Raw genomic sequence first — 25,150 nt, 5'->3', positions numbered from 1 at the left:
ACGCCGTCAGCCCCAGCCGCCCCTCCGCCAGTGCCCCGATCACCGCCGACCCCGGCGGAAGCGACACGAAGGAGTCCGCCCATGACCATCGCCCCCGGACACCCCGCAAGCACCACCACGGTCGGCGACCTCATGAAACGCCCGGAACTGCAGATCAGCGACGATGTCATGGTCGACACCGCGATGGACATCCTGCAGAGCTCGGGCAGCGACCACCTGCTCGTCCGCGACGACGACGGCCGCTGCGCCGGGCTGCTGACCCGCCTGCACCTCGCGCCGTTCCAGGCCCGCTCCTGGTACACCGAGCGCACCCCGGTGCGCGACATCGTCCTCGACCGAGCCCCGTTCGCCACCGCCGACATGCCCGCCACCACGGCGGCCGCCGCCATGCGCTCCCGCGACCTGGACGTGTGGCCGGTGGTGGACCACGACGGCCGCGCCATCGGCCTGTTCAGCTTCTAGACCCGAACTTCGGTCTGGACACGATCCCCTCGACGATCCTCATCAGGCGCTCCCCCGCCTGGTCGACGCTTCCGTTCTGCGCGCAGACCTGCGCCCTTCGAGCACGAAAGTGATCTCGGCCGCGGCCTGCGCCGGGTCGGGCAACCGGGCCTCGGCGCACATGGCGACCAGCCTGCGCAACTGGCGCGCCTTGTGCTCCTCGATCACCTGCCGTGCCGGGTCGGAGCGGTCGGGCGGTTCGGCGATGGAGTTGATGAACGAACAGCCCCGGTGCGAGATCGCCGGCAGCCCCTCGACGATGAAGCGGGCCAGGCCCAGGATCTGGCCGACAAGGTCGGCGAGCGCGCCCGCGAGATCCTGGCCGCCATCACCGCGGACCCCGAGTTCTCGGCGTTCGAGGCGGCGGCCTACGAGCTGACCGGCAGCGAGACCGACGCCGAGGTGGACCGCCGCCTGGCCATCCTCGCCGAGAAGTACGGCTCCATCGGCTTCGGTCGCAGCGGGCGAGAGCACGCCATCACCTTCTAGCCCTCGGGCAGCTCCCGGCCGGCACTCGCGTACCGGCCGGGAGGCAGCCCGATGCGGTCTCCGTGCACACAGGCCGGGATTCCCTCCCGGCTGTACCGGAAGCCGTCGTCCGGGTTGAACGGGTAACCCCTGCTGGGGCGTTCGAGCACATCGAACGCCCCAGCAGGGAGCCGGAGGCTGGGGCAGATCCAGCACGCATCGTGATCGTCGTCGTCGTTGATGAACGGCTCGGCGGACATGAACGCAGAGTAGCGATCGAGACACCGAAGCGCGCAAGCCCCAGGTGTCGCAGGAGTTCCGAGGGCCGACCCGCCCCACAGCCGCCCTCGGCGAAGGAGGACAGACCGATGGCGCGACGCACCCCCAAGCGTGAGCACCGACCGAGGTCTGACCGCAGTCCCCAACTGATGCCGGCTAGTTGACGGCATGGGCGGGTAGGCGCGGGTGGCCATCCGAGCCGACCCGCCACTCGGCATCGCACACACACCCACTCAAGCTGGCCGGCCTGCGCCACCAGACCGACCAGCTGTAGTGCCACGCTGGGCAGAACCGAACCACGGAGGGTCAAGTGCTTGATCACCTCATCACTCACGACGACAACCTGCGGATGGTCCCCACCGACCGGAACGAGCTGACCACCGCGGTCGGCCAACTCCACGAGGAACTGCGGGCCTTGCCCGAGGGGACCGACCCCGCTCGTACTCGGGTCCTGACCAGATGGATCGGCATCGGCCAGATGTGCCTGGGCCACCACGCGGACGCCCGTACGTTCCTCCGGCAGTCGCTCGACCTGGCCGCAGCGATCGGCAACACCCGGGCCGTCCTCGCCACCGGGCTCAACCTCGGCGACGCGCACCGCTACGCCGGTGACGTGCAGGCTGCGGACGCGCTCTACCGCAGCGCGCTGGACACCGCGCGAAGCCAGCACCCGGAGCTCCTTGACTTCGCGCTCCAGCACACCGGCAAGCACCTCATGGAACGCGGCGACCTCGCAGGCGCCCAGGCCCATCTGCAAGAAGCGCTGCGCCTGCGGATCGCCAAGGGGGACTCCGGGCTGGTCGAGTCCACGCAAACCGCCCTCGACCGGATCGAGCTGCTGCTCGGCCAGGCCCCCGCCGCCCTCAACCCCACAGCGGCGGCCCCGCCTCCGCCCTGCGACTGCCCCCGCTGCCGCAGGGCGGAAGACGATGCCCTGAGAACACGCGCCGCGGGGAGGTAGAAGGGGCCACGCCGGGGTCGTGGCACCCACCACCTCGGCCTGTTTCTACAGGTCAAGAAGCAAGACGGCTCAGACGAGCACGACCCGGCGCCCCCGGGTGTGGCCGGCGTGGCTGTCGATGTGCGCCGCCGCGGCCTCGGCGAGCGTGTACGACTTCTCGACCGGGATGTGGAGCCTGCCCCGCGCGATGAGGTCGACGGCCTCGGCGAGCGCCTCCGGCATGCTCCCGGCCACGCCGGAGAACCGGACGCCGAACTGCGGCGCCCCGAGATCGGCGATGGAGACCACCTTCTGCGGATCCCCGGTCAGCTCGACGAGTTCGCGGATCACGCCCGAACCGGCCAGGTCGAGCGCCGCGTCGACCTGGCCGAGCTGCCGCACCCGTTCGACCCAGCCCTCGCCGTACGTCGTGGCGACGGCACCCAGGCTGCGCAGGTAGTCCTGGTTCGCGGCGCCGGCCGTGCCGATCACCGTGATGCCGCGGTCGCGGGCGATCTGCAGCACCGCCGAGCCGACTCCCCCGGACGCGCCGCTGGCCAGCAGCGTCTGCCCGGGCCGCACGCCGACCTGACGGATGATGCGCAGCGCGGTCTCCACCACGGAGGGGTAGCCGGCCGCCTCTTCGAACGTCAGCCCTTCGGGCATCCGGGCCCAGGCCGACAGCACGGCGAACTCGGCGTAGGTGCTTGAGCCCTCGCCGAACACGTGGTCGCCGGCCTCGATCCCGTCGACGCCCTCGCCGACCTCGTCGACCACCCCCGAGGCGTCCTGCCCGACGCCGGAGGGCAACTCGATCGGGTGGGCCTGGAGGAACTGGCCTTCGCGGATCCTCCAGTCGACGGGGTTGACGCCCGCCGCCCGTACGGCGATGCGGATCTGACCGGGACCCGGGTGGGGCCGCTCGGCGTCGACGAGCTGTAGAACGTCCGGCCCGCCGAACTCGGCGAAGCTCACCTTCTTCATGTTCTTCATGCGGTCGACCGTAGCACTAACGGTTAGCGTTTCAGAACTGTTCCACCTTCGTATCTGCTAGCGTGAGGGCATGACCGTGCCGCCCGGACGCCGCGAACGCAAGAAGGCCGCGACCCGCCAGAAGATCGCCGACACCGCCCTGCGGCTCTTCCTGGAGCGCGGGTACGACGCGGTGGGAATCCGGGACGTGGCCGCCGAGGCCGACGTGGCCGTCACCACGCTCTTCTCCCACTTCGCCTCGAAAGAGGCCCTGGTGTTCGAGCGGGACGACGACTTCGAGCAACGCCTCACCCAGGCGGCCACCGGCCGGGCGTCGCACGAGCCGCTCATCCCCGCGCTGCGCCGCGAGATCCACGCCCTGGTGCGCCATTGCACGGCGGACGCCGCCGCCCCGATCTGGCGCATGATCGAGGAATCCCCCGCCCTGCGGGAGTACGAGGATTCGATGAGGTTGCGCCATGCGGACTCGCTGGCAACGGCCATCGCCACCGACCTCGGCCTGCCGCAGACCACGACGGCCTGCCGGGCGATCGCGAGGTTCACGATCGACGCCTATGCGCTGGCCCGTGAGGCGGCCGATCCGGAGGCCGCGGTGGACGAGGTCTTCCGGATGATCGAGGCGGCCTGGGAGGTCGCCGGACCTACTCGACCTGGCCCTGCTCGACCCGGCTCCGCTCGACACGTGTGAAGCATCGCGGAGCAGCTCTGCAATCGCACTGAAGGTCCCTTAGGCAACTCGGAGCGGCCTTCTTGTCTGCAACACATCTACTGCGGTTATTTGTGTTCAGGATCCGGGGCTGCAAGGGTGTTGCGCCATGAGGATCACGATCACCGTGGAGAATCCGACCCCCGAGGCGCTGGAGAAGCTGCTCGCCTTCGCCACCATGCCGGACGCCGTCGTGACCGCGCTGCCCGACGACCGCTGGACACCGGAGCGGGCCCGCTCGTACTACGACCGCCTGCCGCCCCGGGCGCAGCAGATCCTGCTTCAGGTCGTCGAAGGCGACGGCGAGTGCGCCGCAGAGGAGCTGAAGGCGAACGGCCGCAGCCTGCGGGGATCCACCGGCGCGTTCCGCCGCGTCCTCTCCGAGGGCAAGCGGACCGGCCTCTGGCCGGACGCCCTGCCCGTGCCGCTGGTGTCCCACGTCATCGGCGGGCAGCTCAAGAAGCTCGAAATGCCCGGATTCGGCACCGACCAGTACCCGTATTCGGCCTTCGAGGAGGGACTGCGCGACGCGCCGGCCCGCGATCGCTGATCACCCTGTCGGGAATCCCGACTCAGAGGACGCTCTGAGCCAGTAAGACTGTCTTGTAGTCACCTGATCGTGTGGGCTTGGGCGATTCAGGCCGGTCGCGCGGCCTGGTCCTGCTGGGCCGTTCGGGTGAGTGACCGCAAGCCGTACAAGAGTGACTTGTCCGATGAGCGGTGGGCATTGATCGAGCCGGTGATCTCGGCGTGGAAGGCCGACCATCCGTCTCCGACGGGGCATCAGGGCCGCCACGAGGTACGGGAGATCGTCAACACGATCTTGCACCGGGGCAGGACCGGCTGCCAGTGGGAGCACCTCCCCCGCCCACGGACGTCACCGTGCTGCCCCGGGACGCCCCGAACCTCGCCGACGCCCGGCCCCAGTCGCGAGCGCAAGGCCTTCCGGCTTACGTCGGGGCCGGCCCGAAACCCCTTGGACGGCAACGGGACCGGCTTGCTGGAATAGGAGACGGCCGCTGTTGGAGTCGAAGGGATGCGGCGATGACCGAGATCAGGCTGCACCTGTCGGTACGCGGCCTCACCGACGCGGACCTGCCGTCCTGTAGCTGGGCCGGTTCCCCCAAACACGTGCGCGAGCTCGTCCACCAGATCCGCCGCGCCGAGGCGGGCGAGATCGACTACCTGGCGGTGTGCACGCCGGTCGGGCTCCCGGTGGCGGTCGGCGGCATCGACTACACGGTCAAGCCCGGCGCCGGCACCCTCTGGCAACTCGGTGTCCACCCGGCCCTGCAGTCCTGCGGGATCGGCACGCTGCTGATCCGCTCCGCCGAGCAGCGGATCGGCGCCCGGGGCCTGACCCGCGCCGAACTCGGCGTCGAGGAGAGCAACCCGCGCGCCCGCGCCCTCTACGAACGCCTGGGCTACCAGGCCTTCGGCCGCTCGCTCGACTCCTGGGACGTGGAGGCCGAGGACGGCTCGCTCCAGCGGTACGAGACGATGTGCACGCTGATGCGCAAGGACCTGGCGTGACGCTGGATTTCGCGGCGTTCGTCGCCTGGGGCGAGGACGTGCTACCGATGCGGCCCCACCCGAACTCCCCGGCCCACCAGCCCTCCTGACCCGGGCCAATAGCCGAATCAGGCAAGGCGGCTCAGAACATCCTCCCAGAGCGGGAGTCAGCACTGTCAATGTCTCACCACGAGCGGCTCTCGGACGGAGTCGCCATACCTCGTCGACAAATTGATGATCAGTCAGCTACTCAGATGGCTGGCCCCGTCCGAGAAACCGCTCATGCACGCATCCCCATCAATCAGTTGTCGCTGTTGACGTTGGTGAGGGCGGCGCTGTAGCCCGTGGAACAGTACAGGGTGTCGGAGCCGTCGCCGGTGTGCCAGCGGCCGTTGATCGTCTGCCGGATGCCCTTGACGCTGTCGCTTTCACAGATCAGGACGAGTTGCCAGTGGTTCTTCGGGGCGCTGGTCTGGCAGTTGACGGAGCCCCAGTTCTGGCCCTGGTTGGTGACACAGTAGGAGATCGCCGAGGCTGACGGCGCGGCGATCAGTCCCGCTCCCATGAGCAGTGCCGCCCCGGTGCCGATGGCTGCGATTCGACGCATGACCTTCTCCTTGTCGTAGATCCGACACAGCATGTGCGGTCAGCATTCCGAAGATGTGAATGCGTGTATACATGAACAGCACAACTGGCCGAAACCGACCCTTCCGCTTCGGTCCCGTGGCGCGCCGGCCTGCGGTGCAGGTGAGGGCTCGGGGAGGGCGTAGCAGTCTGGTGACATAGCAGGGTCTGTTTCGTCGACTGCTCACACTAACTTCGTTCCTGTACGCAGCCACGTTGCTCCTGGTCCCCGCAGGAGAGGCCACGGGCAACGAGCTGTTCCTCACCCGTACTTCGCTCAGGAGCACCGCATGTCGACCTTAACGAACCGTCGCTCGTCCGCCGTCCGTACGCTGGCCGGCTCCGCCCTGGCGGCCGCTCTGCTGGTGTCCACCGCGACAGCTTGCTCCAGCCCGTCCCCCGCGCCCGGCACCGCCGCGCCGACCGCCGCACCCGCCGCGCCCAGCGCACAGGGCACTACCCCGCCGGCCGCCGCGCCCAGCGCTCCCACCACGCCCGACGCCGCCGCTCCGGCCAGCACTCCGGCCGCGCCTCCCGCGCCCGGCACCGCCGCTCCGGCCGCCACGCCCACCGCGCGCCACACCACCACCACGCCGCCGGCTGCCCCGCCCAAGGGGACGTCCCCGGTCCGCACCCAGAAGCTGGTGGACGGCAGCACGGCCGAGATCCGCGCGACCGGCAACCAGAACTACACCGCGAAGATCGTCAACAACGGTACGGAGTACGGCACGTTGGAGACGCACGACTCCGACGCCGGGGTCGACTTCAACGACATGTTCATCGTGCTCTCGCTGGATGGCACGGCCCACTCCTGGATGGGCGGCGGGCACCAGGGACCGGGCACGTTCAAGCTCGCGGGCGGCTGGACCGCCAAGGTCACGAAGATCGGCGAACTCCACTACCGCGCGCAGATCCTCGGCAACGACGGCGCGGTGAACGGCACGCTGGAGGCGAACCAGCAGGACGCCGGAGCCGTCGCCAACGGCGTGTACATGGTGCTCAGCACCGGCGGCGAGATCAGCGCCAAAATGTGAACATGACAAGATCGTGCTACGAACGCCCAGGAACCCGCCGGCGGGCCGCCGGCGGAAACCTCCTGGACCGCCTGGCCAGCCGAACGAGTGAGGCCGGCGGCGACTGCTCCCCGCGCGGCCTCGCCGCCCACGCGGGCGTCAGCAGCAGGCTCGAAGCCTGCCCGACGGCCGTTCGCGACCGGCCGGAGGGCATACCCACCACGGCGGCGCGGTGCTCGAAAACTCCCCGTTCGCCCCGGGCGCGCCCGGAGATGACCTGCTTGAACCCCGCGTGCGAACAGCGCCATCATCTGTCCCCTGCCGACCACATGGTCACCCCGGCTCAGCTTCGCTGAGGCTGATTCGGCCTGCCTCGGCGCGCCGGCAGGAGGAGCGTCCCGGCGCCCCCGCTCAACAGCCCCGTCGGCCCGAGGGAACGAGGAGTCCGCGCAGTGATCGATTTCAAGGTGCTGACCGCACTGGCCGCCCGCGAGGACATCGAGCGGATCGGCGTCGGCGTGGTGGTCCGCGACGCCTCCGGCCGGATCCTGATGGTCCGCCGGGCCGCGCACGGCGCCCTCCCCGGCCTGTGGGAGTACCCAGGCGGCGGCCGGGAGGACGGCGAGGGGATCGGCGGCCGGGAGGACGGCGAGGGGATCGGCGGCCGGGAGAGCGGCGAGGGGATCGAGGCGGGCGCGGCCCGGGAACTGGCCGAGCAGACCGGGCTCGCCGGGCTGCCGCTGGAGTACGCGCGGAGCCTGGACCTCACCGACCCGAACGGCCGGCGGGTACGGCAGTTCGTGTTCACCGCCGTCGTGCCGGACGGCACCCCGGTCACCCTGTCGGCCGAGCACGACGACCAGCAGTGGGCCCGTCCCGACCAACTGCCGCAGACCGGCGACGGAGCGCGCGAGGTGATCAGGTGGCTCACCCGTCGCCTGGCGATCCCGGGCTGGCGGCCGGTCGGCGGCTACCTCACCACCGTCGCGCGGCCCACGGTCTACGGGTGCTTCCTGGTCACCGACCCGGACAGCCGCGTCCTCGGGATGCGCTCGACCATCAACCCGTCCGTGTGGAGCCTCCCCGGCGGCAACGTCGAGCACGGCGAGACCCCGTTCGGCACCGCGTTGCGCGAGGCTCAGGAGGAACTCGGCCTCGACCTCGCCGCGGAGAACCCCGAGGTGATCGCCCGGCGGCGGCTGGTCGCGGTCGTCCACGAGCAGGCCGGCACGGAGTACCCGGTGCCGGTGTGCGGATACGTCTTCGACGGCGGCGTCCTGACCCCCGAGCAGCAGGCCCGCATCCGGCTCGACCCGGCCGAGCACACCGAGTGGCGCTTCGAGACCGCCCACGACTGGTGCGACCTGATGTCACCGGACCGCTACCAGCGGCTCCTCCAGGTACTGCGCGCCCACCGCTGCGGCACACCGCTGTACCTGGAACGCCCGTCCCCGGAGGGCGAGTTCGAAGGGATCATGGTCCTCGTCACCGACCGGCACGGCCGGCTGCTGATGCACCACCGCGACGACAAGCCGGGCATCGCCTGGCCGGGCTACTGGACCCCCATCGGCGGCTGGCGCGAGGGCGTCGAGACCCCGCAGGAGAACGCGGCGCGCGAGGTCCGCGAGGAAGCCGGCATCGAGATCACGGGGCTCCGGATCCTGCCCGGCCCGCACCACGAGCTGGTCTCCCCGCTCACCCGCGTCCTGCACGCCGCCTGGGACGGCCCGGAGGCGGACCTCCGGCTCGGTGACGAGGGCCTGGCCGTCCGTATGGTCCCCCTGGCGGAGGTGCTCGGCCTCAACGTCCCGCCGTACCTTCAGCACTACCTGCCGCTGCTCGCCGACGGGGCCGGCCAGCCCGCGAGGAGGACCTCGTGAACCAGCCCGGGCGCAGCGAAACCGGCCGGTCGGGCCGCCCGGCCCCGTCGGAACCGACCGCCTGACGATGGCCGGCCGCCACCGCCGCCCGCCCGAGCCGCAGCTGCCGGCCGACACCGATGCCCGGCTGCGGGCCATCGCCGACCAGCGGCCCGTCGTGGAGGAAGGCATCGTCACCTTCCCTGCCAGCACCGTCCCGTACGCCTACCGCACCGTGCACCGGCCCGACGGCGGCACCGACCAGCACCTCGTCCGCCTCGACCTGCCCCGACGACCACCCGGGTGACCGGCTCGGCAGCCCGTTCCTGACGATCCGTCACCACGGGTGGACCGCAATCCAGGACTCGCCCCCGCCCCGAACGGTTACCTCTGCCCGACCCGCTGTCGGCCGGTTCGCCGGGAGGCGGCCACGACGGAGAAGGCGTACTCCCGCATCCGGAGCTCGTAGGCGCGTACGCCGTCCACCAGCGGCGCGCCGGAGGCCGCGGCCCCGGCCAGGGCCCGCGTCAGCTCGGCGGCGTCACGGATCGCGGTGTTCGCGCCCATCGCCAGCACCGGACTCATGGCGTGGATCGCGTCCCCGAGCAGGGTGACGGGGCCCGGCTCCCACGGCGGTACGGGGCTCGCCGTGGAGATGCGCAGCGGGAACAGCGAGTCGGTCTCCCAGCGGTCCAGGAGGCGGTGCACGTCGGGGTGCCAGTCGTCGCCCACCAGGCGTCCGGCCAGCTCGCGCAGGGCGGGGCCGTCGAGACCGCGCAGCGCCTCGAACGAGGGCATGGCGGGGTGGTCCGCCGGCGCTCCCACCAGGCAGGCGACGTAGTCGCCGACGTGAGCGAGGGGGACGGGCGGTGTGTGTGCCGGGCCGGCGGCACCGGGAGGGCGGGCGAACCGCACGGGCCCGAACCCGACGTGCGGACTTCCCGGCCCACCGGTCACCACGGTGAAGATGCTGTCGAACACCCACGGCGGCAGCGCGGCCGCCTCCGCCTCCTCGACCTCTCCAACCCCGGTACCCAGCCCATCCAGCGGAATCCTGCCGTAGATCAGGCGCAGTCCGGCGTCCTCGACCCGGGCGTGCGGCAGCAGCTGTCGGCGTACCGCCGATCCGACCCCGTCGGCGCCGACCAGCAGGTCGGCGCTCGCGCTGCGGCCGTCGGCGAACCGAGCGGTGACCGTTCCGTCCTGCTCCCTCTCCCAGCTCAGCAGTTCCGCGCCGTAGCGCACGGTGTCCGCCAGGCCGGAGAGCAGGATCTGGCGCAGCGTCGGCCGGTTGAACGCGTACGAGCGGTACGGGCGAGCCGCGCCGCCGGTGGGATCGGGGCCCGGCGCGGTGGGCCGGTCCGCGAGCGCGCCCAGGTGGCGGTCACGGACGGAGACCCGGGCGGGCGGCGAGGCCGCGGTCGCCAGGCCCAGCCGGAAGAGGTGCTCCGGCAGGCAGTGTTCCAGGCCCGCGAGCCCGGGTTCGTCGAGCTGGACGCGGTAGCCCTGCGGCCTCGCGTCCGGGTGCGGGTCCCGCTCGTACACGGCGACGTCGAGGCCGCGGGCGCGCAACCCGTGGGCGAGGGTGAGGCCGCCGAGTCCGGCGCCGGCGATGATGACACGGTGCTGGTGCACAGTCTTCTGCCTTCGTTGTGGTCACGAAGGAAGCACTGGGGTTCCGCGAAGGGAACAAACACCGCGAGGGGCGCCGCTCAGAAACACCATTCAGGAGCGATTTTTCGCGCATTCCGTTGATTCTGGGCCCACAGTAGCAGCGAGCCGCGAGGTGGGGGACCGCCGAGCGGGCCCTCGGCAGCAGGCCGGGGGTCCGCTCGGCTGTGGCAGTCCCCCGCCAGGCCGCTGCGGGTGCGCCGACGGCCGCCTCGGCGCACCGTGGACCCATGGCCCTCATCGGGCCGCCGGGGCCTGCGGACGCCTGGGTGATCTCGGGGCGCGAAGAGCCGGCGGAGCCGCCAGGCCCCGCCCCGCAGGGCGCTTCGGACCTGCTCGGCGCCCCCGGGCCGAGCGCCGCCGCCCTGCCCGGCAACGTCGGCAGCCGGCCGGGCCCACGTCGTTTTCGTCACCGAGGGGACGGACCACCGACCAATCACGCGAATGTCTCGAAAGGGAAATCCGCCATGTCCTACCCAATAGCTCACTACTGGGGTGAATCGGGCGAGAATACGGCAAATCTCCGATTCGGCGCCGCCGCGCCGGACGTGTTGATCGGCGCGGGGGGAACAAGCGTCCACTACCTGGTCGACACGCCCTCCGCGAACAAGACGTTCGGCCTGTACCGACTGGACATGGGGCCCCGACCGACAGGCCCCGCTCCACACTTCCACCGGACCATGTCCGAGTCGTTCTTCGTCCTGTCCGGGATCATGCGCCTGTACGACGGCGAACGGTGGATCGACGCCGAGGCGGGTGACTTCCTGCACGTGCCGGAGGGCGCTGTGCACGGCTTCCGCAACGAGTCCCACGAGCCGGCCTCGATGCTGATGCTCTTCGTACCGGGCGTGCCACGTGAATCGTTCTTCGAGGAAATCTCGGAGATCGCGGCCGAAAGACGTCCGATGAGCGAGGCGGATTGGGCGGAACTCTACCGCCGGCACGACCACTTCCTGCCCTGACCGGCCCGTCCGGCCGGGGGTCGGCCGGGGGTCGGCCGGGACAGGGAGACCCCTGGACCGGGCCCGGGCGGTAGGGCCTGCGGCCTGTGGCTGTTCCCCGCCCTCGGGACGGGCACGGCCGGTGTCAGCCGAAGCACCGGACAATCGCCGGATCGGCGGGTTCGTAGGGGTGCCACTGGTCCGCGGCGGGGCGGCCGGTGGCGACGAATGCGGCGATCGCGCGGGAGAAGGTGTCGCCGAGCGAGCGGACGGCGGTGGTGGCCTCGCCGAGCATGGGGCTGTCGGGGTAGGCGTCGAAGGTGTCGAAGAAGAAGGGGAGTTCGACGCAGTGCGCGGCGCCCAGGCCTGCGGGGTCGGGTACCGGGGCGCGGTCGAACCGGTAGACGTAGGTCGGGTTTCCGGCCGCGGCGTGGCGGTCGGCGATGGCGAGGGTGTCGTCACGGAAGACGAGCCCGGTCTCGAACTCGGTGAGGATGTCGGCCGGGGTCGCGTTCTGCCGCCGGGCCGCGATGCGGTCGTACCGCTCGTCGCCGCCGTCGGCCTGGCCGGCCGCGATCGAGCGGGCCCGGTCGGCGGTGATCTCCCGGATGCGGGGGTCGAAGGCGAAGAAGGAGGCCATCTCGTTCCTGGCGGTGCCGGTCAGCAGGCCTTTGCCGTCGAGGCGTCCGTCGACCAGCGCCTGCTGCCATGTCGCGGGGATCCCGGAGGCGCCGAGGACGGGGTACATGGGCGGGGCGACGCTGCCCGGGCGGGCGGCGTCGCGGGAGAGCTGCTGGTAGGCGGCCAGGAGCCGGTCGGCCGGGACGGCACGCAGCGCGGCACCCCGGTCCCGGGTGCCGTCCGGGCCGAGGAGGCCGAGGATGCCGAGGAAACGCCGGGCGTGGTCGCTCGCCTCCTCGGGGTCCTGCGGGGCGAGCCCGAAGGGACCGCTCTGGGTGATGACCTGGTTGACGAGCGGGCCGGTGGTCGGGGAGACGGCGAGGTAGAGGGCGGAGAACGCCCCGGCGGACTGGCCGCCGACGGTGAGGCTGCCGGGGTCGCCGCCGAAGGCCGCGATGTTGCGCCGCACCCAGGCGAGGACGGCGGCCTGGTCCTGCGCGCCGAGGTTCTCGATGCCGAGGTCCGGCAGGTAGAGGTAGCCGAGCGGGCCGAGTCGGTAGTTGGCGGTGACGACGACGGCCCGGCCGGCGGCGGCCAGGTGCCGGCCGTCGTACCAGTCCCAGCCGCCGGACCCGCTGGTGAACCCGCCGCCGTGGAACCACACCAGGACGGGCAGGGCGTCCGGGGCGGACCCGTCCGCAGGTGGACGAGGGGTCCACACGTTCAGCGTGAGGCAGCCGTCCTCGTCCCAGTCGGGGGTGCGTGGCCCCATGACCGCTTCGAGCCGGGAGGGGCCCTGTGGGACGGACGGGCCCGGGCGGTCGGCGTTCCGGACGCCCGGCCAGGCGGGGTGCGGCACGGGGGCGGCGAAGCGCCGCTCGCCCACGGGCGAGGCAGCGTAGGGGATGCCGCGGAAGGCGGCGACGCCGTCCTCGACGGTGCCTCGGACGCTGCCGGACTCGATGGTCACGACGGGGCTCTCGATCAGGGTCATCGGTGTCGCCTTCCTTGCAGACGTGGGATGACTCCGGTCTATCGCTATCGCCATGAGACGGGAAGATGCCGACGGTTCGGCTCTCTCTGCGCGGTCTACGGCACCTGTCGAACTCGGCCGTAGGCGATGCGTATCGGCCAAGATCGGATCGTTCCGTCACTATCTGCGCACGCGTCGGATACGCTGCGACAGTCCCGTGTCGGACGTGCACTCCGGGCCTGGCGAGTCAAGGCCCCTGGTGCGCACGGCCGTTGTCGCCCTGGTCTATCCAGGGGGGCTCAATTGTCATGTCCCGGCTTGGAGCGGGCCAGTGGCGGGGACGCCCGGCCGGTCGGGCAGGCCGGGGGGCCGGGACCGGATGGAACACAACCAGGGCGGGAGGCCGACGGGCTGATGACACTGAGCATCGACGAACTGCGGCAGCGGCTGACAAGCAGCCAGGGCAAGACGTTCGAGATCACCGGCGAGGAACTCGGGGCGGCCGACCTGGTCTCGCGCCACCTCGGCGATTCGCTGAAGGTCGGCAAGGCGACCACCGACCGCGACGCCCTGACGGTCCACGGCACCGCCGCACTGGGGGCAGCGACCGGCCTGCCGGTCACGGTGGCCTTCACGGCCGACGCCGACGGCAAGCAACTCGTCGGCTTCGACATCGCGTTCACCCTGAGTCTCTGGACCTTCACCACGGCGGCAGCGGCGAGCGAGGACTTCACCTACCTGTCCACGTTCGGCTTCACCCAGCCCAGGTTCGTCCTGCGCAGCGGCGACGTCGGCGCCGTCCTGGGCTGCACGCTCAACGGCGCCGCCTACCGCCTGCCGATCGACGCCGACGGCCCGCTGGTGCCGGATGGCGACGGCGGCGGTGAGCTGCCGGACGTCACGCAGTCCTTCGGCTGCGCCCTGCCCGCAGACCTGGGCTTCAAGCTCACCGACGTCTGGCTCCGCTACGACCCGGGCACGAAGACCCTGGTGCTGTCCGGGGGCGCCGCCCTGAGCGGCGGAGCCCCGGCCTCCAGCGTGGCCTGGGCGCTGCTGATCCAGGACCGGGGCGACGCGGGCAGGCGCTACCTCGGCGTGGTGCAGGCGGCCGTCAAGCTGTCGCTGTCCGGGCTGCCGATCATCAAGGCGCTGGTGCCGCCGGCCGACGACCTGGTGATGCAGCACGTGGCCCTGCTGTTCATCACGGAGGGGCTGGACGACACCGAGGTGGCGGACCTCAACAAGGCCCTCAAGGCGGTCAAGGCCGACTTCCCCGTGGGAAACGCGCCCGAGCTGCCGGCCGGCCCGCTGGACAGCGGGGTCACGGCGTCCCTGGCCTACGACCTCGGCGGCACGCCCCGGGAGGCCGTGAAGGTCCGACTCGGCGAGGCCTCTCGCACCTGGGCCGCCCTGCCGCAGGACAAGGGGCCCAGCGGCAAGGCCGACCAGCCGGCGAAGGCGGAGTCCAGCGGCCCGTTCCGGCTGGGCAAGCTCAACCTCGGCTACGCCAAGGGCACGATCCAGGTCTCCGCGGACTTCAGCATCAACGCCCACGCGCTGACGTTCGAGGCGAGCGGCTTCGGGGTCAGCATTCCGCTGGCCGACCCCGGCAAGGCGACCCCCGTGCTCAAGGGCCTGGGCATCAGCGCGAAGACGGACCCGATCGCACTGGGCGGCGCGCTGCGCACGAACCCGACTCCGGACTGGCCGGTGCGGTACGACGGCGACGGCATGCTGACGGCGCCGGTGATCAGCGTCGGGATCGCCGGCTCCTACGCCCGCAAGGCGGACGGCACGCTCTCGCTCTTCCTCTTCGGCCAACTCGGCACCGGCACCAACCCGGAGGCCGGCTTCGGCCCGCCGCCCTTCCGGGTCAAGGACGTCTCCCTGGGCTTCGGCTACCACAGCGAGGTCCGCGTCCCGGCGCTGACCGAGGTCGACACCTTCCCCCTGCTCAACCTGACCGGCGGCGCCGACTCGACCCCGATGAAGGTGCTGGACACGCTGACCGGCGGGCTCAAGCCCTGGGTCGCGCCCAAGGACGGCGAGATCTGGGTGGCGGCGGGCCTGCACTGGACGATGTTCGAGCTGGCCGACTTCCGTTCCATGGCGCTGGTCGAGTTCGGCGAGTCCCTGGTGATCGCGCTGCTGGGGCTCGGGGAGTTCGACTTCCCCAAGCTGACGGCGGCCGAGCAGAAGGCCGGCAAGGATCCGAAGGTGGCACGGATCCAGATCGCGGCCGAGGCGCTGTACCGGCAGAGCGAGGGGCTGCTCTCCCTGACGGCCCAACTGACCGACAAGTCCTACATCCTGGACAAGAACTGCAAGCCCACCGGCGGCCTCGCGCTCTGCGTCTGGGTGCCCCCGAGCCCGCACGCCGGGGACTTCGTGGTCTCCGTCGGCGGCTACCACCCGGCGTTCGTCAAGCCCGGCCACTACCCCGCCGTACCCCGGCTGGGGATCAAGTGGTCGATCAGCAACACCCTCACGCTGACGGCCGAGGCGTACGCGGCCATCACCCCGCACGCGGCGATGCTGGGCGGTGCGCTGGCGCTGGTCTTCGACACCGGTCCGCTGCGGGCCTGGTTCACCGCGCACCTGGACGCGCTGATCCAGTGGTCGCCGTTCTTCTTCGACGTCGCCATGGGCGTCAGCATCGGGGTGCGGTTCTCCCTCCACGTCTGGTTCGTCCACATCACGATCAGCCTGGAACTCGGGGTGGACGTGGAGCTGTGGGGCCCGCCCATCGGCGGCAACGCCACCGTCCACCTGTGGTTCATCAGCTTCCACATCGGCTTCGGCAAGAGCCGCCCGGACCACCTGCCGCCCGTCCCCTGGACCGACTTCCAGTCCCAGCTGCCGCCCAAACAGCAGGCTGTGCAGGCCAATCCGGTGGCCGGGCTGTCCTGGAAGCCCACCGCGCCCTCGTCCCTCGCCCGGGTGGGCGACGACGGAACGGACGCCGGCCCCTGGTACGCCTCCACCCACGGGTTCAGCTTCGTCACCTCCTCGGCGGTGCCGGCCAGCAAGGTGCTCTTCGGCGGCGCCGCCGTGACACCGGACGAGGACCCGCTGCACATCCGCCCGATGCAGCAGGGCGACCTGACGTCTACCCACAGCGTCACGATCACCAAGGACGGCCAGCAGGTCGACCACTCCGGCTGGAGCGCCGAGCCGGTGCGCTCCAACGTGCCGCAGTCGCTGTGGGGCCCGGGCGAGAGCTCGCTGAACGGCACCGGTCTGCTGCCCGGCCGGCTGACGGGCCTGACGGTCACCGTCCCGGCACCGGCCTTCGGCGGACAGCTGACGGTCGCACCCGGCGTCCTCGACCTCGACCCGCTGCTACCCCAGGGCGCCCTGCCCCTGGACGCGGGAGCGGCCGCCGTCGGCCCTGTGGCGCAGACGAGCACGCAGACCGTGGCGGTCATCACCGCCGCCGACACCGGCATCGCCGCCCCGTCGACCGCCGCGACCCGCGAGGCCCTGCGCGCCCAGCTCGGCGGGCTCGGGTACCTGCTCGACCCCGTCGGCCCGCTGAGCGGCTACGCCGACCTCGCCCGCGGCGACCTGGCCGCCGAGCCGCTTCTCGTCCCGACCGGAAAGTGACCACCTGATGCTCAGTCAAGATTCCGGAACCGCCAGCGGCCTGGAGTTCCACGACAGCCTCGTCCCGGCCCTGGAGGCGGGGACCTACCAGATCTCCACCGGGCACGCCATCGACGGCCTGGACACCGGCGACTACTTCGCCACGCCGGTGGTACGCACCCTTGAGGTGCAGGCCGCGCGGTTCGCGCTGCCCGACGGCGCGGTGCACGGGGTGTACCCCACCGACGGCGCCACCGGCACCTTCGACCAACTGCTGCCGCACATCACCCTGGACACCCCGCCGCTGCCCTGGGAGCGCACCCTCACGGGGGCGCCGCCCGCCCCCGGGCAGCCGGCCGTGCCGTGGCTGGCGGTGCTCCTCTTCGCCGAGGGCGAGCTGCCGGGCGACCCGTCCGCCACCGGCCGCACCGAGACGATGACCGTCGCCGACCTGCTGGCCACCCCCGCCGCCGAGGCCATCGCCCCCGTGCTGACCGACGTCGAACAGGCGGACCAGGCCACCGAGTGCCGGACGATCGACGTGCCCGCTCAGCTGTTCGCCGCGATCGCCCCGCGGACCGGGGAGCTGGGCCGGCTCGTCCACCTGCGGCGCGGCGAGGACGAGCCCAGCGGGGCGCGCTCACGCAGCGACCGCACCCGGGCCCGCTCGCTGCGCGGCGTCCACCGCGCCACCCCGCCCCGCTGGTGGCACACCCTGCGCGACGACGCGTCCTACGAGGGCCTGCACGCGGTGGTCGTGGGCAACCGCTTCCCCACCACCACCGGCGGCCAGTACACGGCCCACCTGGTCTCCCTGGAGGGCTTCGCCGCGTACCTCGACGGCAGCAAGGTGGCGAACGCGCCGCTGCGCCTGGTCTCGCTGCGGTCCTGGTCGTTCCGCTCCCTGCCGGACTCCGGCGCGCACTTCGGCACCCTCGTCGAGAACCTGGCCGCACCCGGCGGCCAGGACGCCGCCGCGCTGGGGCTGCGGCTGCCGCCGAACGGCGCCACCGGCGAGGCCGGCGACCGGCTCACCCAGGGCTACACGCCGCTGGCCCACCAGCTCGACTCCGGCGAGCAGAGCTACGCCTGGTACCGGGGCCCGCTCACCCCGCTGCCCACCCAGCCGCTCCCGCAGACCGTGGAGCACAGCGCGACCGCGGACGCCCGGCTGGTGTACCTGGAGGAGCACGGCCTCTTCGACGTCAGCTACGCCGCCGCGTGGACCCTGGGCCGCTCCCTCGCGCTCGCGGACCCGCAGTTCCCGCCCGCGCTGATGGCCTGGCGCACGGTGGCCCGGGCCGGCGCCGGCCGGATGCTCGCCGCCCGCGGCCGGGCCGGCAGCGGCAGCCTCGCCGGCGCCCGGGCCGCGACCGACCACCTGGGCGCACCCACGGCGATCGGCGCCCGCCCGGCCCGGCAGGCGTTCGAGGCGAGCGCCCTGGCCGGCCTCGCCCACACCCTCACCACCGCGCTGGCAAGCCCGCTGGACCAGGCCGCCGCCGGCCGGCGGCTGGCCCAGGCGCGACCGGCCCCGCCCCTCCAGGCCGCCGCGCCCTGGCTGCGCGGCCAACTGGCCCGGCCCGAGGCCCGCGAGGCACTGCGGACGGCGACCGCCGACGCCGCGAACCCGGTGCTGGACTGGCTGGACCGCCTGGCCCTGCTCCACCCGGTCCCCCTGGAACAGCTCGTGCCCCGCCAGGAGCTGCTGCCCAACGAGAGCCTGCGCTTCTGCTACGTCGACCGGGCCTGGCAGACGGCCCTCGTCGACGGGGCGCTGAGCATCGGCATCGCCGGCAGCCTGGACAGCGACCTCAGCACACTGCTGCACGACGCCCTCACCGACCTGCCCGCCCGCCTCTCGGGCTTCCTCGTCCGCTCCTGCCTGGTGCCCGGCTGGCCCGCCCTGCGCATGCACCTGTACGCCGGCGAGAAGGAACTGACGGTGCTGCGCGCCGACACGCTGGGCGAGGACGTGCTGCTGGTCCTGGCCGACGGCATCGTGGACCGGCTCGTGGTGGCGGAGCCGCCCCAGGGCCTGCACTTCGGCATCCAGGACGGCGACGTCCTGCACCTGCGCAACCTCAAGGGCGACGACATCGGCGCCACGCTGCCGGGCGTCCAGCTGCCGCAGGTCAGCGGCTACCTGAACCCGGACACCCGGGTCCTGGACGTCACCCGGATCGGCGACGCCATCACCGCCGCCCTCGGCGACCACGCCCAGGAGGGCGGCCTCAGCGCGGCCGGCTGGGCGATCCAGATGGTCAAGGCGGCCCAGCAGATGACCTTCCAGCGATGACCCTCCAGCGATCCTGACGAAAGCGAGCACCATGCCGAACGACGACAAGGGACCGCTGATCGTCCCGGTCCAGGTCGACGCCCTGGCGGTCAACGACGAAGTCCGCTTCAGCGTCCCGTTCATCCGGTGGCAGGCCAACTTCAACCTGCTGGCGCAGAACCTCCCGCCCGAGGGCGGGCCCTTCGACAACAACCAGGCCGCGCACTGGAACACCGACACCACCGCGGGCGGCGTCTACCTCCAGTGGCAGCTGCCCCAGGCCCTGCGCAACGGCGCACACGACCCGGACACCGGCGACACCACCTTCCCGCTGGTGCCCAACCGGTGGCTGGTCGTCCGCTACAGCGGCCCGGCCGCCAGCCGCACCGCCCACTCCTGGGTGATCGAGAGCGACTGGCTGCCCGCCGACGGCGACACCGCCACCGGCACCACCCCCTACCTGCGCCCCGGCACCGCCAGGAGCGTCCACATCGGACGGCGCACCGCCGCCGCCGACTGGCCGGGCGAGAGCGACACGCAGGACCCGTACGTCACCGCCGCCGGGCCGGGCCTGCTCACCTTCTCCGCCTTCCAGCCCTTCAACGAGAACGTGCTCTCCCTGCACGACGACCTCGCGGGCGTCGCGGACCAGGACACCCTCGGCTACCTGGTCACCGGCTGGTACTCCGCACCCGGCGCCGACCCGCTGCACGAGGCGACCAGCCTGGCCGCCCTCGGCTGGGCCCTGGCCGCCGACCCCACCGCCGACACCCCGCCCACCGACCGCACCCTCTACACCGGTCAGGTGCTGGGCCTGAGCTGGGACAAGACCGGCAGCGTGCCCGCCTCGGACCGCCCCCAGGGCGTGGACGTGGACGTCGCCGTGGGCAACAGCTCCGTCGACGCGCTCACCGCCCTGCTGGTGGCCAAGGGCACCGACGCCGACGACGCCGCCCGGCTGGAGGCGCTGGCGCACGGCCTGCTCGACGGCCTGGACGACGCGGGCACCGAGTCCGTCGACCAGTCCATCCACCGCGCCTGGTTCGGCTCCACCCACGGCGGCTACACCTGGGACCTGGTGGACGGCACCGCGGGCGCCGAACTCTGCGCCCAGCTCAACACCGACCAGGCCGCCCACGACGCCCAGGTGCGACAACTTACCGATGCCCAATGGAAGTTGTACGGCGCCTGGTGGCTCAACCGGCTCGACGACGTCCCCGACGCCTACGCCGACACGCTGCCCGCCACCCTCAAGCCCGCCGAGCAGGACAGCCTCGCCGCCCGGGTCACGGCGCTGGCCGCCGACATCGCCGCCCGCCGCGCCCCCGGCTCCGGGCACCCGCAGCCGATCCCCTGGGGCGCCACCGACGAGGACCTCGCCGCCGCCGCCCAGGCCTACCTGACCGCGCACGGCGCCGACCCCGCGACCTGCACGCTCAAGCGCTCCCCGCTGGGCGAGTTCCACCACGCGCAGGACCCGGTGGTGCTGCTGAACGGGATCAAGACCCCGACCCCGGCCGACCTCACGGCCGCACTGCCCTGCCGCACGCCGGACCAACTGCTGACCGGCATCGACCTGGACAGCGGCCCCGTCCCCGCCCCGGCCACCGTGCCCGGGCCGCCCCTGACCCACCTGCCCGAGGCCGCCACCGTCGCCACCCTGCTCGGCGAGTTCTGGCTGCTCGACCAGGCCCAGGCCGCCGGCACCCTCGCCGACGCCGTGGCCCACCCCGACCAGCGGGTCACCGGCACCCTCCCCGCCCTCGGCACCAGCAGCTGGCGCCAGCCCTGGAAGCCGCTCTACCTGCTCTACGAGCTGTCCTACTACCCCATCCCGCACGACACCGCCGACGGCGACTGCTGGCAGTTCGACGGCACCCGCTACCACTGGACGAAGACCGGCCCGGCCGACCCGCCGGCCTACCAGTCCTACACGGGGCGGATCTACCTCACCCCGCACGCCACCTTCAACCTCGCCGCCCAGATCAAGCAGTACCGGGACACCCACCCCGACGCGCCCCAGGACGAGCTCCAGCAACTCGCCGACCAGGTGGCCGGCTGGGACCTGCTCAGCCAGGCCCTCGACGGACTCACCCCGCGCATCACCCTGCGCGACCCGGCCCTCGCCGCCCACCCCGACGACGCCAAGGGCCTGGCCACCCTGATCGGCTCCCAGTACCAGACCACCCCCGTCCCCGGCGCCCTGCCCTCCCGCAGCGGCAAGTGGCCCGCCTCGGACTTCCCGCACCTGCGCGCCGGCCAGTTCTCCTTCAACCGGATCGCGGTCGTCGACCAGTTCGGCCAGGTCACCGACCCCATCAACCCGCAGGGCAGCGGCAGCTCCACCGACACCGACAAGAAGCACCTGGTGCTGGCCGAGAGCGTGCGACCGGACGACGGCGCGACGATCCTGCCGGAGTTCCCCTACCGCTACGCCGAACTGCGCCCCCGCCTCCTGCAAGGAGCCCGGCTCCGCTTCGACGCCGTCAGCGCCACCGACGACAGCCAGGTGCTCGACCTGCACGCGGGCGTCAACCCGGTCTGCGGCTGGCTGCTGCCCAACCACCTGGACGCCGCCCTCGCGGCCTTCGACCCCGACGGCGGTGCGCTCGGCCAGTGCCGGACGGTCTACACCGACGGCGGCCAGCAGCAGGTCGTCTGGGACCCGGCACCGGGCTCCAGCCACCCCACCCTCGACAGCCTCGCCCCCGGACTCCCACACCTGGCCTCCTTCCTGACCGGCCTGCGCGACGCCGGCCCGTCGGCCCTGGCCGCCACCCTGAAGGCCGTCGACGAGACCCTCTACACCGTCAACCCGCTCGGCGGCTGGGACGACACCACCATGACCGTGCTCGCCGGGCGGCCCCTGGCCCTGCTGCGCACCCGACTGGCCCTCGAACTCGACGGACCGCCGGTCATGGACCCCAGCTGGGAACAGTGGCAGTACGTCCTGCACCCGAACAGCACCGCGCCCCGGCCGGTCTCCCTGGACTACCGGTGGGGCGTGCGGCTCGGCGCGCTGGAAAACCTCGCCGACGGCCTGATCGGCTACACCAGCGGCGACGACTACACCACCCTGCACACCGTCCAGCCGCCGTCGGACGCCCCGTCCTACCTGGCCGGCATCGGCACCGGGTTCCCGCTCACCACCGCCGGCACCCCGCAGTACCTCACCCTGCTCGCCGACCCCCGGGGCGCCGTCCACGCGGTCAGCGACATCCTGCCGGTCTCCGTCTTCACCGTCCCCGCCGAGTTCGTCAGCCCCGCGCTCTCCCGGATGGAGGTCTCCTTCCGCCTCGGCCCGGTCCTGACCAGCCCGCAAAGCGTCACCGGCGCCGACGGCAGCCCCGCCACCGGCTGGGTCCTGCCCCGCCCCCCGGCCCGCCACGGCGCCTGGAGCTGGGCCGAACCCACCACCACCACCGGCTGGCAGGACAGCCCGCTGGCACCCGCCGGCACCCCCGGCCACATCCCGGCCCCGGCCGCCCCGCTCAGCGCCCGCACCGGCCGCCTGCGCCTGCGCCTGCGCGGCGCGGTCGCCGACGAGCAGTGACCACCGACCCACGCAGCACCGATCCACGAACCACAGACCCACGGATTACCGACCCAGGAGCAGCAGTGTTCGTCCGCGCCGGAGCCAGCGCCTCCACCGCCCTGAACTACCTCGTCACCACCGCACCTTCGCCCCTGGAGATCACCCCGGCGGACACCACGTTCACCCCGGCCACGATCTCCGTCACCGCCGCCAACCCCGGCCCCGACCCGGTCCGCGTCGTCTCCGTCAAGTTCACCCTCCCCGCAGGCACCGGCGCCGGCGCCCTCACGGAACACCCGGACCAGATCCACGCCACGGTGACCCCCGGCGCCGACTGGACCTTCACCAACGGGGAGGACGGCACCTTCCTCGCCATTCCCACCGGCGACCAGGGCTACGTCGAAGTCACCGACAAGGCCGTACTGTTCGAGCTCACCAACATCGCCGTCAACGGCGAGATCGGCGTCACCACCCTCGACATCCTGGAGAGGACCCAGGACGACGAGGGCGACACCTCCAAGGGAACGGCCGAGTTCCAGCTCGGCAAGTGCTTCCCGGGTTTCCAGTTCAGCGACCTCACACCCGCGTTCCTCGACGACGGCCGCACCACCGTGACCAACGGCGACACCGCCACCCTGACCTGGACCGCCTCCCACGGCGCCGCCTACACCATGCTCCACGAGAACAAGTCCTACGACGTCACCAACACCCGCACCTGGACCTCCCCGAAGCTCACCCGCGACGCCACCTTCCACCTGCGGGCCAGCCTCACCACCGACGGCCACACCGTCACCCACTACCTGCACACCAACGTCACCGTGGACAAGCCCGACCTCACACTCGGCACCCTGACGGTGAACGGGGACGCCCAGGTGTCCGGGCAGAGCAACGTCCAAGGCCTGCACTGCGCGCAGACGCTGGAGGTCGGCGGTGAGATCCACGCCGCGGGGACCGTGTACGGCGGCGACCACACCCAGTCCGTGACCCTGTACGGCGCCCATGTCACCAGCGACCTCACCGTCGACGGCAACCTCAGCGCCATCGGCGCCGACGCCATCGTCCGGATCCGGGACCTGCGCGGCCCCTCCAACGTGAAGCTCAGCATCAACAGCAACACCGAGATCCTCACCGGAAACAGCGTCACCATCGCTGACACCCTCACCGTCAACGGACTCCTGACGGCCAACGGGGACCTCGATGTCTGGTACAGGGACAACAACCAGCAGAAGCTGACGACGTCCGGCGTCACCGGCGGCGTGAAGTTCCCCGGCCTAGTCGTCTTCAACAAGTGCACCATCAACCAGGGCGACTGGCCCAAGCTCAAGAACTTCAGCGATGGCCAGGCCAAGTTCCAGATCTGGAACACCATGTACAACAACGAGAGCAAGGAGGCGGTCGTCTTCGTCTACGACGGTAAGGGCGACCACCGCAACGTGACGGCCGACTTCGGCAGCCCGGGTGTGGGACACCAGGGGCAGACGTTCCGATTCGTTTTCGAGTAGTCCGACGGCCGGGCGGGTTGAGCCAGCTGGACTGTCTCCCGATCGGACAGTCCCTGGAACTCTCCTGAGCCGGCGCCGCAATAGCCTGCGGCAACGAACCGCGCGGCGCCCGGCCCACCAGGGGCCGGGCGCCGCGCCGTTGGGCCCGGTCAGGTGGCTGCTCTCCCAGTTCCTCTCCCCGCTGGTGAACACCCGCACCGATGCCTGGGGCGGCTCACCGGCCAACCGTGCCCTGCGCCCGGTGACCTGGTCCGACAAGGCGCTCGCCTCCGCCGCCGGCATGGCCCAGGTCCGCCACCAGTCGCGCCGCCTCGCCTCCGGCCGGGCTCCCGCCCCCGGCACCCGCCCGGCCGTGGCCCTGCTCGTCGAACAGCTCCAGCAGCGCAAGGCCCTGCGCCGCTACCGCGCCTGGCTTGACACCCGCCGGCCCGAAGCGGCGTAGCCGCGCCCCGGCGCGGCGCACACCACCCGCTCCGCGCCTTGGCTTCGACCCCGGCGCGCCCGCGCCGGACCTTCACCGAGCAGGCCGAAGGCCTGACGTTCCGTTACGGCCGTCGCAGGCCACGGCACCCATGAAGGATCGCTCAGCCGTCGCGCTCCGGTCTCTGCCCAAGTGGTGACCGGGTTTCAAACCATATGTCGCCCTATGGAATGACTGTGGTTCGTACCCGGGCGTGTCGCAACTGACCGCTGAGAGCCTTGCTCATACCAGGCAGGACCTGCCGGCTACACCTTCCGGCAGGCCTGCCCACGTCCGACCACCCCACCGAGAGCCGACACCCGTCGGTGCACCTGCGGAGGTACATCATGTCCCGTTCCACCACCGCGCTCGCTGCCCTGGCCGCCGGCCTGATCGCCCTGACGGCGCCCACGGCTGCCGTCGCCGCGCCCCGCGTGGCCACCAACACCATGTGCCTGGACGTGGGCGGTTCCCGCAACAACGGCGACCACGTCAAGATCTGGCAGTGCCAGAACCCCGGCTTCGGCAACCAGAACTTCGTCATCGACAGCGGCCAGATCAAGGTCAAGGACACCATCGGAACCGGCCGAGAGATGTGCCTGGACGTGGGCGGTTCCCGCAACAACGGCGACCACGTCAAGATCTGGCAGTGCCAGAACCCCGGCTTCGGCAACCAGAACTTCGTCATC

At 72.0% G+C, this 25,150-nt stretch carries 20 protein-coding genes and 2 pseudogenes; 16 read left to right on the top strand and 6 right to left on the bottom strand.

What is annotated here, in order from left to right:
- The first annotated feature begins 81 nt into the window (after positions 1-81).
- A complete protein-coding gene (locus tag AB0R04_RS34245; RefSeq protein WP_363377491.1) occupies positions 82-462 on the top strand; it encodes a CBS domain-containing protein in 381 nt (126 codons plus the stop codon).
- Here AB0R04_RS34245 and AB0R04_RS34240 read toward each other — a convergent pair.
- Together AB0R04_RS34240 and AB0R04_RS34235 are read right to left on the bottom strand one after the other, a co-directional pair.
- Positions 452-1,062 (bottom strand): annotated as a pseudogene (locus AB0R04_RS34240) (TetR family transcriptional regulator). The gene AB0R04_RS34245 and the pseudogene AB0R04_RS34240 sit on opposite strands and share 11 nt — an antisense overlap.
- Complete coding sequence (locus AB0R04_RS34235) at positions 987-1,229, bottom strand: hypothetical protein (RefSeq protein ID WP_363377509.1); 243 nt, start codon at positions 1,227-1,229, stop codon at positions 987-989. Before AB0R04_RS34235 ends, AB0R04_RS34240 begins: the two are co-directional and overlap by 76 nt.
- Positions 1,230-1,558: 329 nt before the next feature.
- Here AB0R04_RS34235 and AB0R04_RS34230 point away from each other — a divergent pair, with 329 nt between their 5' ends.
- Entirely contained in the window at positions 1,559-2,209 is a 651-nt protein-coding gene (locus AB0R04_RS34230) for a tetratricopeptide repeat protein (protein ID WP_363377490.1), read from the top strand.
- Between the two features lie 69 nt (positions 2,210-2,278).
- Here AB0R04_RS34230 and AB0R04_RS34225 read toward each other — a convergent pair whose 3' ends face one another.
- Positions 2,279-3,172 (bottom strand): NADP-dependent oxidoreductase, encoded by an 894-nt coding sequence (locus AB0R04_RS34225; protein ID WP_363377506.1) that lies wholly within the window; start codon positions 3,170-3,172, stop codon positions 2,279-2,281.
- A gap of 79 nt (positions 3,173-3,251) precedes the next feature.
- On the opposite strand from AB0R04_RS34225, the gene AB0R04_RS34220 reads away from it, so the two are divergent.
- From AB0R04_RS34220 to AB0R04_RS34205, 4 genes and pseudogenes are all read left to right on the top strand, one after another.
- On the top strand, positions 3,252-3,869 hold the full coding sequence (locus AB0R04_RS34220; protein WP_363377489.1) for a helix-turn-helix domain-containing protein: 618 nt from the start codon (positions 3,252-3,254) through the stop codon (positions 3,867-3,869).
- 127 nt (positions 3,870-3,996) lie between these two features.
- Complete coding sequence (locus tag AB0R04_RS34215) at positions 3,997-4,437, top strand: hypothetical protein (protein WP_363377488.1); 441 nt, start codon at positions 3,997-3,999, stop codon at positions 4,435-4,437.
- 126 nt (positions 4,438-4,563) lie between these two features.
- Positions 4,564-4,752: pseudogene (locus AB0R04_RS34210) on the top strand (transposase); the annotation flags it as partial.
- Positions 4,753-4,931: 179 nt separating this feature from the next.
- On the top strand, positions 4,932-5,420 hold the full coding sequence (locus AB0R04_RS34205) for a GNAT family N-acetyltransferase (RefSeq protein WP_363377487.1): 489 nt from the start codon (positions 4,932-4,934) through the stop codon (positions 5,418-5,420).
- Between the two features lie 280 nt (positions 5,421-5,700).
- On the opposite strand, the gene AB0R04_RS34200 is transcribed toward AB0R04_RS34205, so the two are convergent.
- Complete coding sequence (locus AB0R04_RS34200) at positions 5,701-6,006, bottom strand: hypothetical protein (RefSeq protein WP_159398696.1); 306 nt, start codon at positions 6,004-6,006, stop codon at positions 5,701-5,703.
- A gap of 307 nt (positions 6,007-6,313) precedes the next feature.
- Between AB0R04_RS34200 and AB0R04_RS34195 the strand changes: the two genes are divergently transcribed.
- The 3 genes from AB0R04_RS34195 (at position 6,314) to AB0R04_RS34185 (ending at position 9,202) form a co-directional block, all read left to right on the top strand.
- The gene (locus AB0R04_RS34195; RefSeq protein WP_363377486.1) at positions 6,314-7,057 is read left to right on the top strand and encodes a hypothetical protein; all 744 of its coding nucleotides are present in this window, start codon (positions 6,314-6,316) and stop codon (positions 7,055-7,057) included.
- Between the two features lie 431 nt (positions 7,058-7,488).
- Positions 7,489-8,916, top strand: a complete 1,428-nt coding sequence (locus tag AB0R04_RS34190; RefSeq protein WP_363377485.1) for an NUDIX hydrolase — start codon at positions 7,489-7,491, stop codon at positions 8,914-8,916.
- Positions 8,917-8,983: 67 nt separating this feature from the next.
- The gene (locus AB0R04_RS34185; protein WP_063352329.1) at positions 8,984-9,202 is read left to right on the top strand and encodes a hypothetical protein; all 219 of its coding nucleotides are present in this window, start codon (positions 8,984-8,986) and stop codon (positions 9,200-9,202) included.
- A gap of 77 nt (positions 9,203-9,279) precedes the next feature.
- Here the strand turns inward: AB0R04_RS34185 and AB0R04_RS34180 are convergent, their stop codons facing one another.
- Positions 9,280-10,530 carry an NAD(P)/FAD-dependent oxidoreductase gene (locus AB0R04_RS34180; protein ID WP_363377484.1) on the bottom strand — a complete coding sequence of 417 codons (1,251 nt, stop codon included), beginning with the start codon at positions 10,528-10,530 and terminating at the stop codon, positions 9,280-9,282.
- 266 nt (positions 10,531-10,796) lie between these two features.
- Between AB0R04_RS34180 and AB0R04_RS34175 the strand changes: the two genes are divergently transcribed.
- A complete protein-coding gene (locus AB0R04_RS34175) occupies positions 10,797-11,528 on the top strand; it encodes a cupin domain-containing protein (protein WP_363377483.1) in 732 nt (243 codons plus the stop codon).
- A 124-nt stretch (positions 11,529-11,652) separates the two neighbouring features.
- Here the strand turns inward: AB0R04_RS34175 and AB0R04_RS34170 are convergent, their stop codons facing one another.
- A complete protein-coding gene (locus AB0R04_RS34170; protein ID WP_363377482.1) occupies positions 11,653-13,122 on the bottom strand; it encodes a carboxylesterase family protein in 1,470 nt (489 codons plus the stop codon).
- 393 nt (positions 13,123-13,515) lie between these two features.
- On the opposite strand from AB0R04_RS34170, the gene AB0R04_RS34165 reads away from it, so the two are divergent.
- The 6 genes from AB0R04_RS34165 to AB0R04_RS34140 all read left to right on the top strand — a co-directional run.
- Positions 13,516-16,707: a DUF6603 domain-containing protein gene (locus tag AB0R04_RS34165; protein WP_363377481.1), complete on the top strand. Its 3,192-nt coding sequence runs from the start codon at positions 13,516-13,518 to the stop codon at positions 16,705-16,707.
- Between the two features lie 7 nt (positions 16,708-16,714).
- Complete coding sequence (locus AB0R04_RS34160) at positions 16,715-18,985, top strand: hypothetical protein (protein ID WP_363377480.1); 2,271 nt, start codon at positions 16,715-16,717, stop codon at positions 18,983-18,985.
- Positions 18,986-19,016: 31 nt separating this feature from the next.
- On the top strand, positions 19,017-22,517 hold the full coding sequence (locus AB0R04_RS34155) for a hypothetical protein (protein WP_363377479.1): 3,501 nt from the start codon (positions 19,017-19,019) through the stop codon (positions 22,515-22,517).
- A gap of 65 nt (positions 22,518-22,582) precedes the next feature.
- Complete coding sequence (locus AB0R04_RS34150; RefSeq protein WP_363377478.1) at positions 22,583-24,001, top strand: hypothetical protein; 1,419 nt, start codon at positions 22,583-22,585, stop codon at positions 23,999-24,001.
- Between the two features lie 139 nt (positions 24,002-24,140).
- Complete coding sequence (locus AB0R04_RS34145; protein ID WP_363377476.1) at positions 24,141-24,443, top strand: hypothetical protein; 303 nt, start codon at positions 24,141-24,143, stop codon at positions 24,441-24,443.
- Between the two features lie 365 nt (positions 24,444-24,808).
- On the top strand, positions 24,809-25,150 hold a 342-nt coding region (locus AB0R04_RS34140), incomplete at its 3' end, for a ricin-type beta-trefoil lectin domain protein (RefSeq protein ID WP_363377475.1).

The sequence above is a fragment of the Kitasatospora sp. NPDC056731 genome, assembly GCF_040687675.1.
In the GTDB taxonomy this organism is placed as follows: Bacteria; Actinomycetota; Actinomycetes; order Streptomycetales; family Streptomycetaceae; genus Kitasatospora.
Note: the sequence above shows the minus strand (reverse complement) of the source record. Positions and strands in the feature narration are given on the sequence as shown.

Excerpts from the sequence above, each read along its gene's own strand:
- AB0R04_RS34155 (WP_363377479.1), top strand. The coding sequence starts at position 19,017 with ATGCCGAACGACGACAAGGGACCGCTGATCGTCCCGGTCCAGGTCGAC.
- AB0R04_RS34170 (WP_363377482.1), bottom strand. The coding sequence starts at position 13,122 with ATGACCCTGATCGAGAGCCCCGTCGTGACCATCGAGTCCGGCAGCGTC.
- AB0R04_RS34195 (WP_363377486.1), top strand. The coding sequence starts at position 6,314 with ATGTCGACCTTAACGAACCGTCGCTCGTCCGCCGTCCGTACGCTGGCC.
- AB0R04_RS34175 (WP_363377483.1), top strand. The coding sequence starts at position 10,797 with ATGGCCCTCATCGGGCCGCCGGGGCCTGCGGACGCCTGGGTGATCTCG.
- AB0R04_RS34245 (WP_363377491.1), top strand. The coding sequence starts at position 82 with ATGACCATCGCCCCCGGACACCCCGCAAGCACCACCACGGTCGGCGAC.
- AB0R04_RS34205 (WP_363377487.1), top strand. The coding sequence starts at position 4,932 with ATGACCGAGATCAGGCTGCACCTGTCGGTACGCGGCCTCACCGACGCG.
- AB0R04_RS34165 (WP_363377481.1), top strand. The coding sequence starts at position 13,516 with ATGACACTGAGCATCGACGAACTGCGGCAGCGGCTGACAAGCAGCCAG.
- AB0R04_RS34200 (WP_159398696.1), bottom strand. The coding sequence starts at position 6,006 with ATGCGTCGAATCGCAGCCATCGGCACCGGGGCGGCACTGCTCATGGGA.
- AB0R04_RS34185 (WP_063352329.1), top strand. The coding sequence starts at position 8,984 with ATGGCCGGCCGCCACCGCCGCCCGCCCGAGCCGCAGCTGCCGGCCGAC.
- AB0R04_RS34235 (WP_363377509.1), bottom strand. The coding sequence starts at position 1,229 with ATGTCCGCCGAGCCGTTCATCAACGACGACGACGATCACGATGCGTGC.
- AB0R04_RS34225 (WP_363377506.1), bottom strand. The coding sequence starts at position 3,172 with ATGAAGAAGGTGAGCTTCGCCGAGTTCGGCGGGCCGGACGTTCTACAG.
- AB0R04_RS34215 (WP_363377488.1), top strand. The coding sequence starts at position 3,997 with ATGAGGATCACGATCACCGTGGAGAATCCGACCCCCGAGGCGCTGGAG.
- AB0R04_RS34220 (WP_363377489.1), top strand. The coding sequence starts at position 3,252 with ATGACCGTGCCGCCCGGACGCCGCGAACGCAAGAAGGCCGCGACCCGC.
- AB0R04_RS34160 (WP_363377480.1), top strand. The coding sequence starts at position 16,715 with ATGCTCAGTCAAGATTCCGGAACCGCCAGCGGCCTGGAGTTCCACGAC.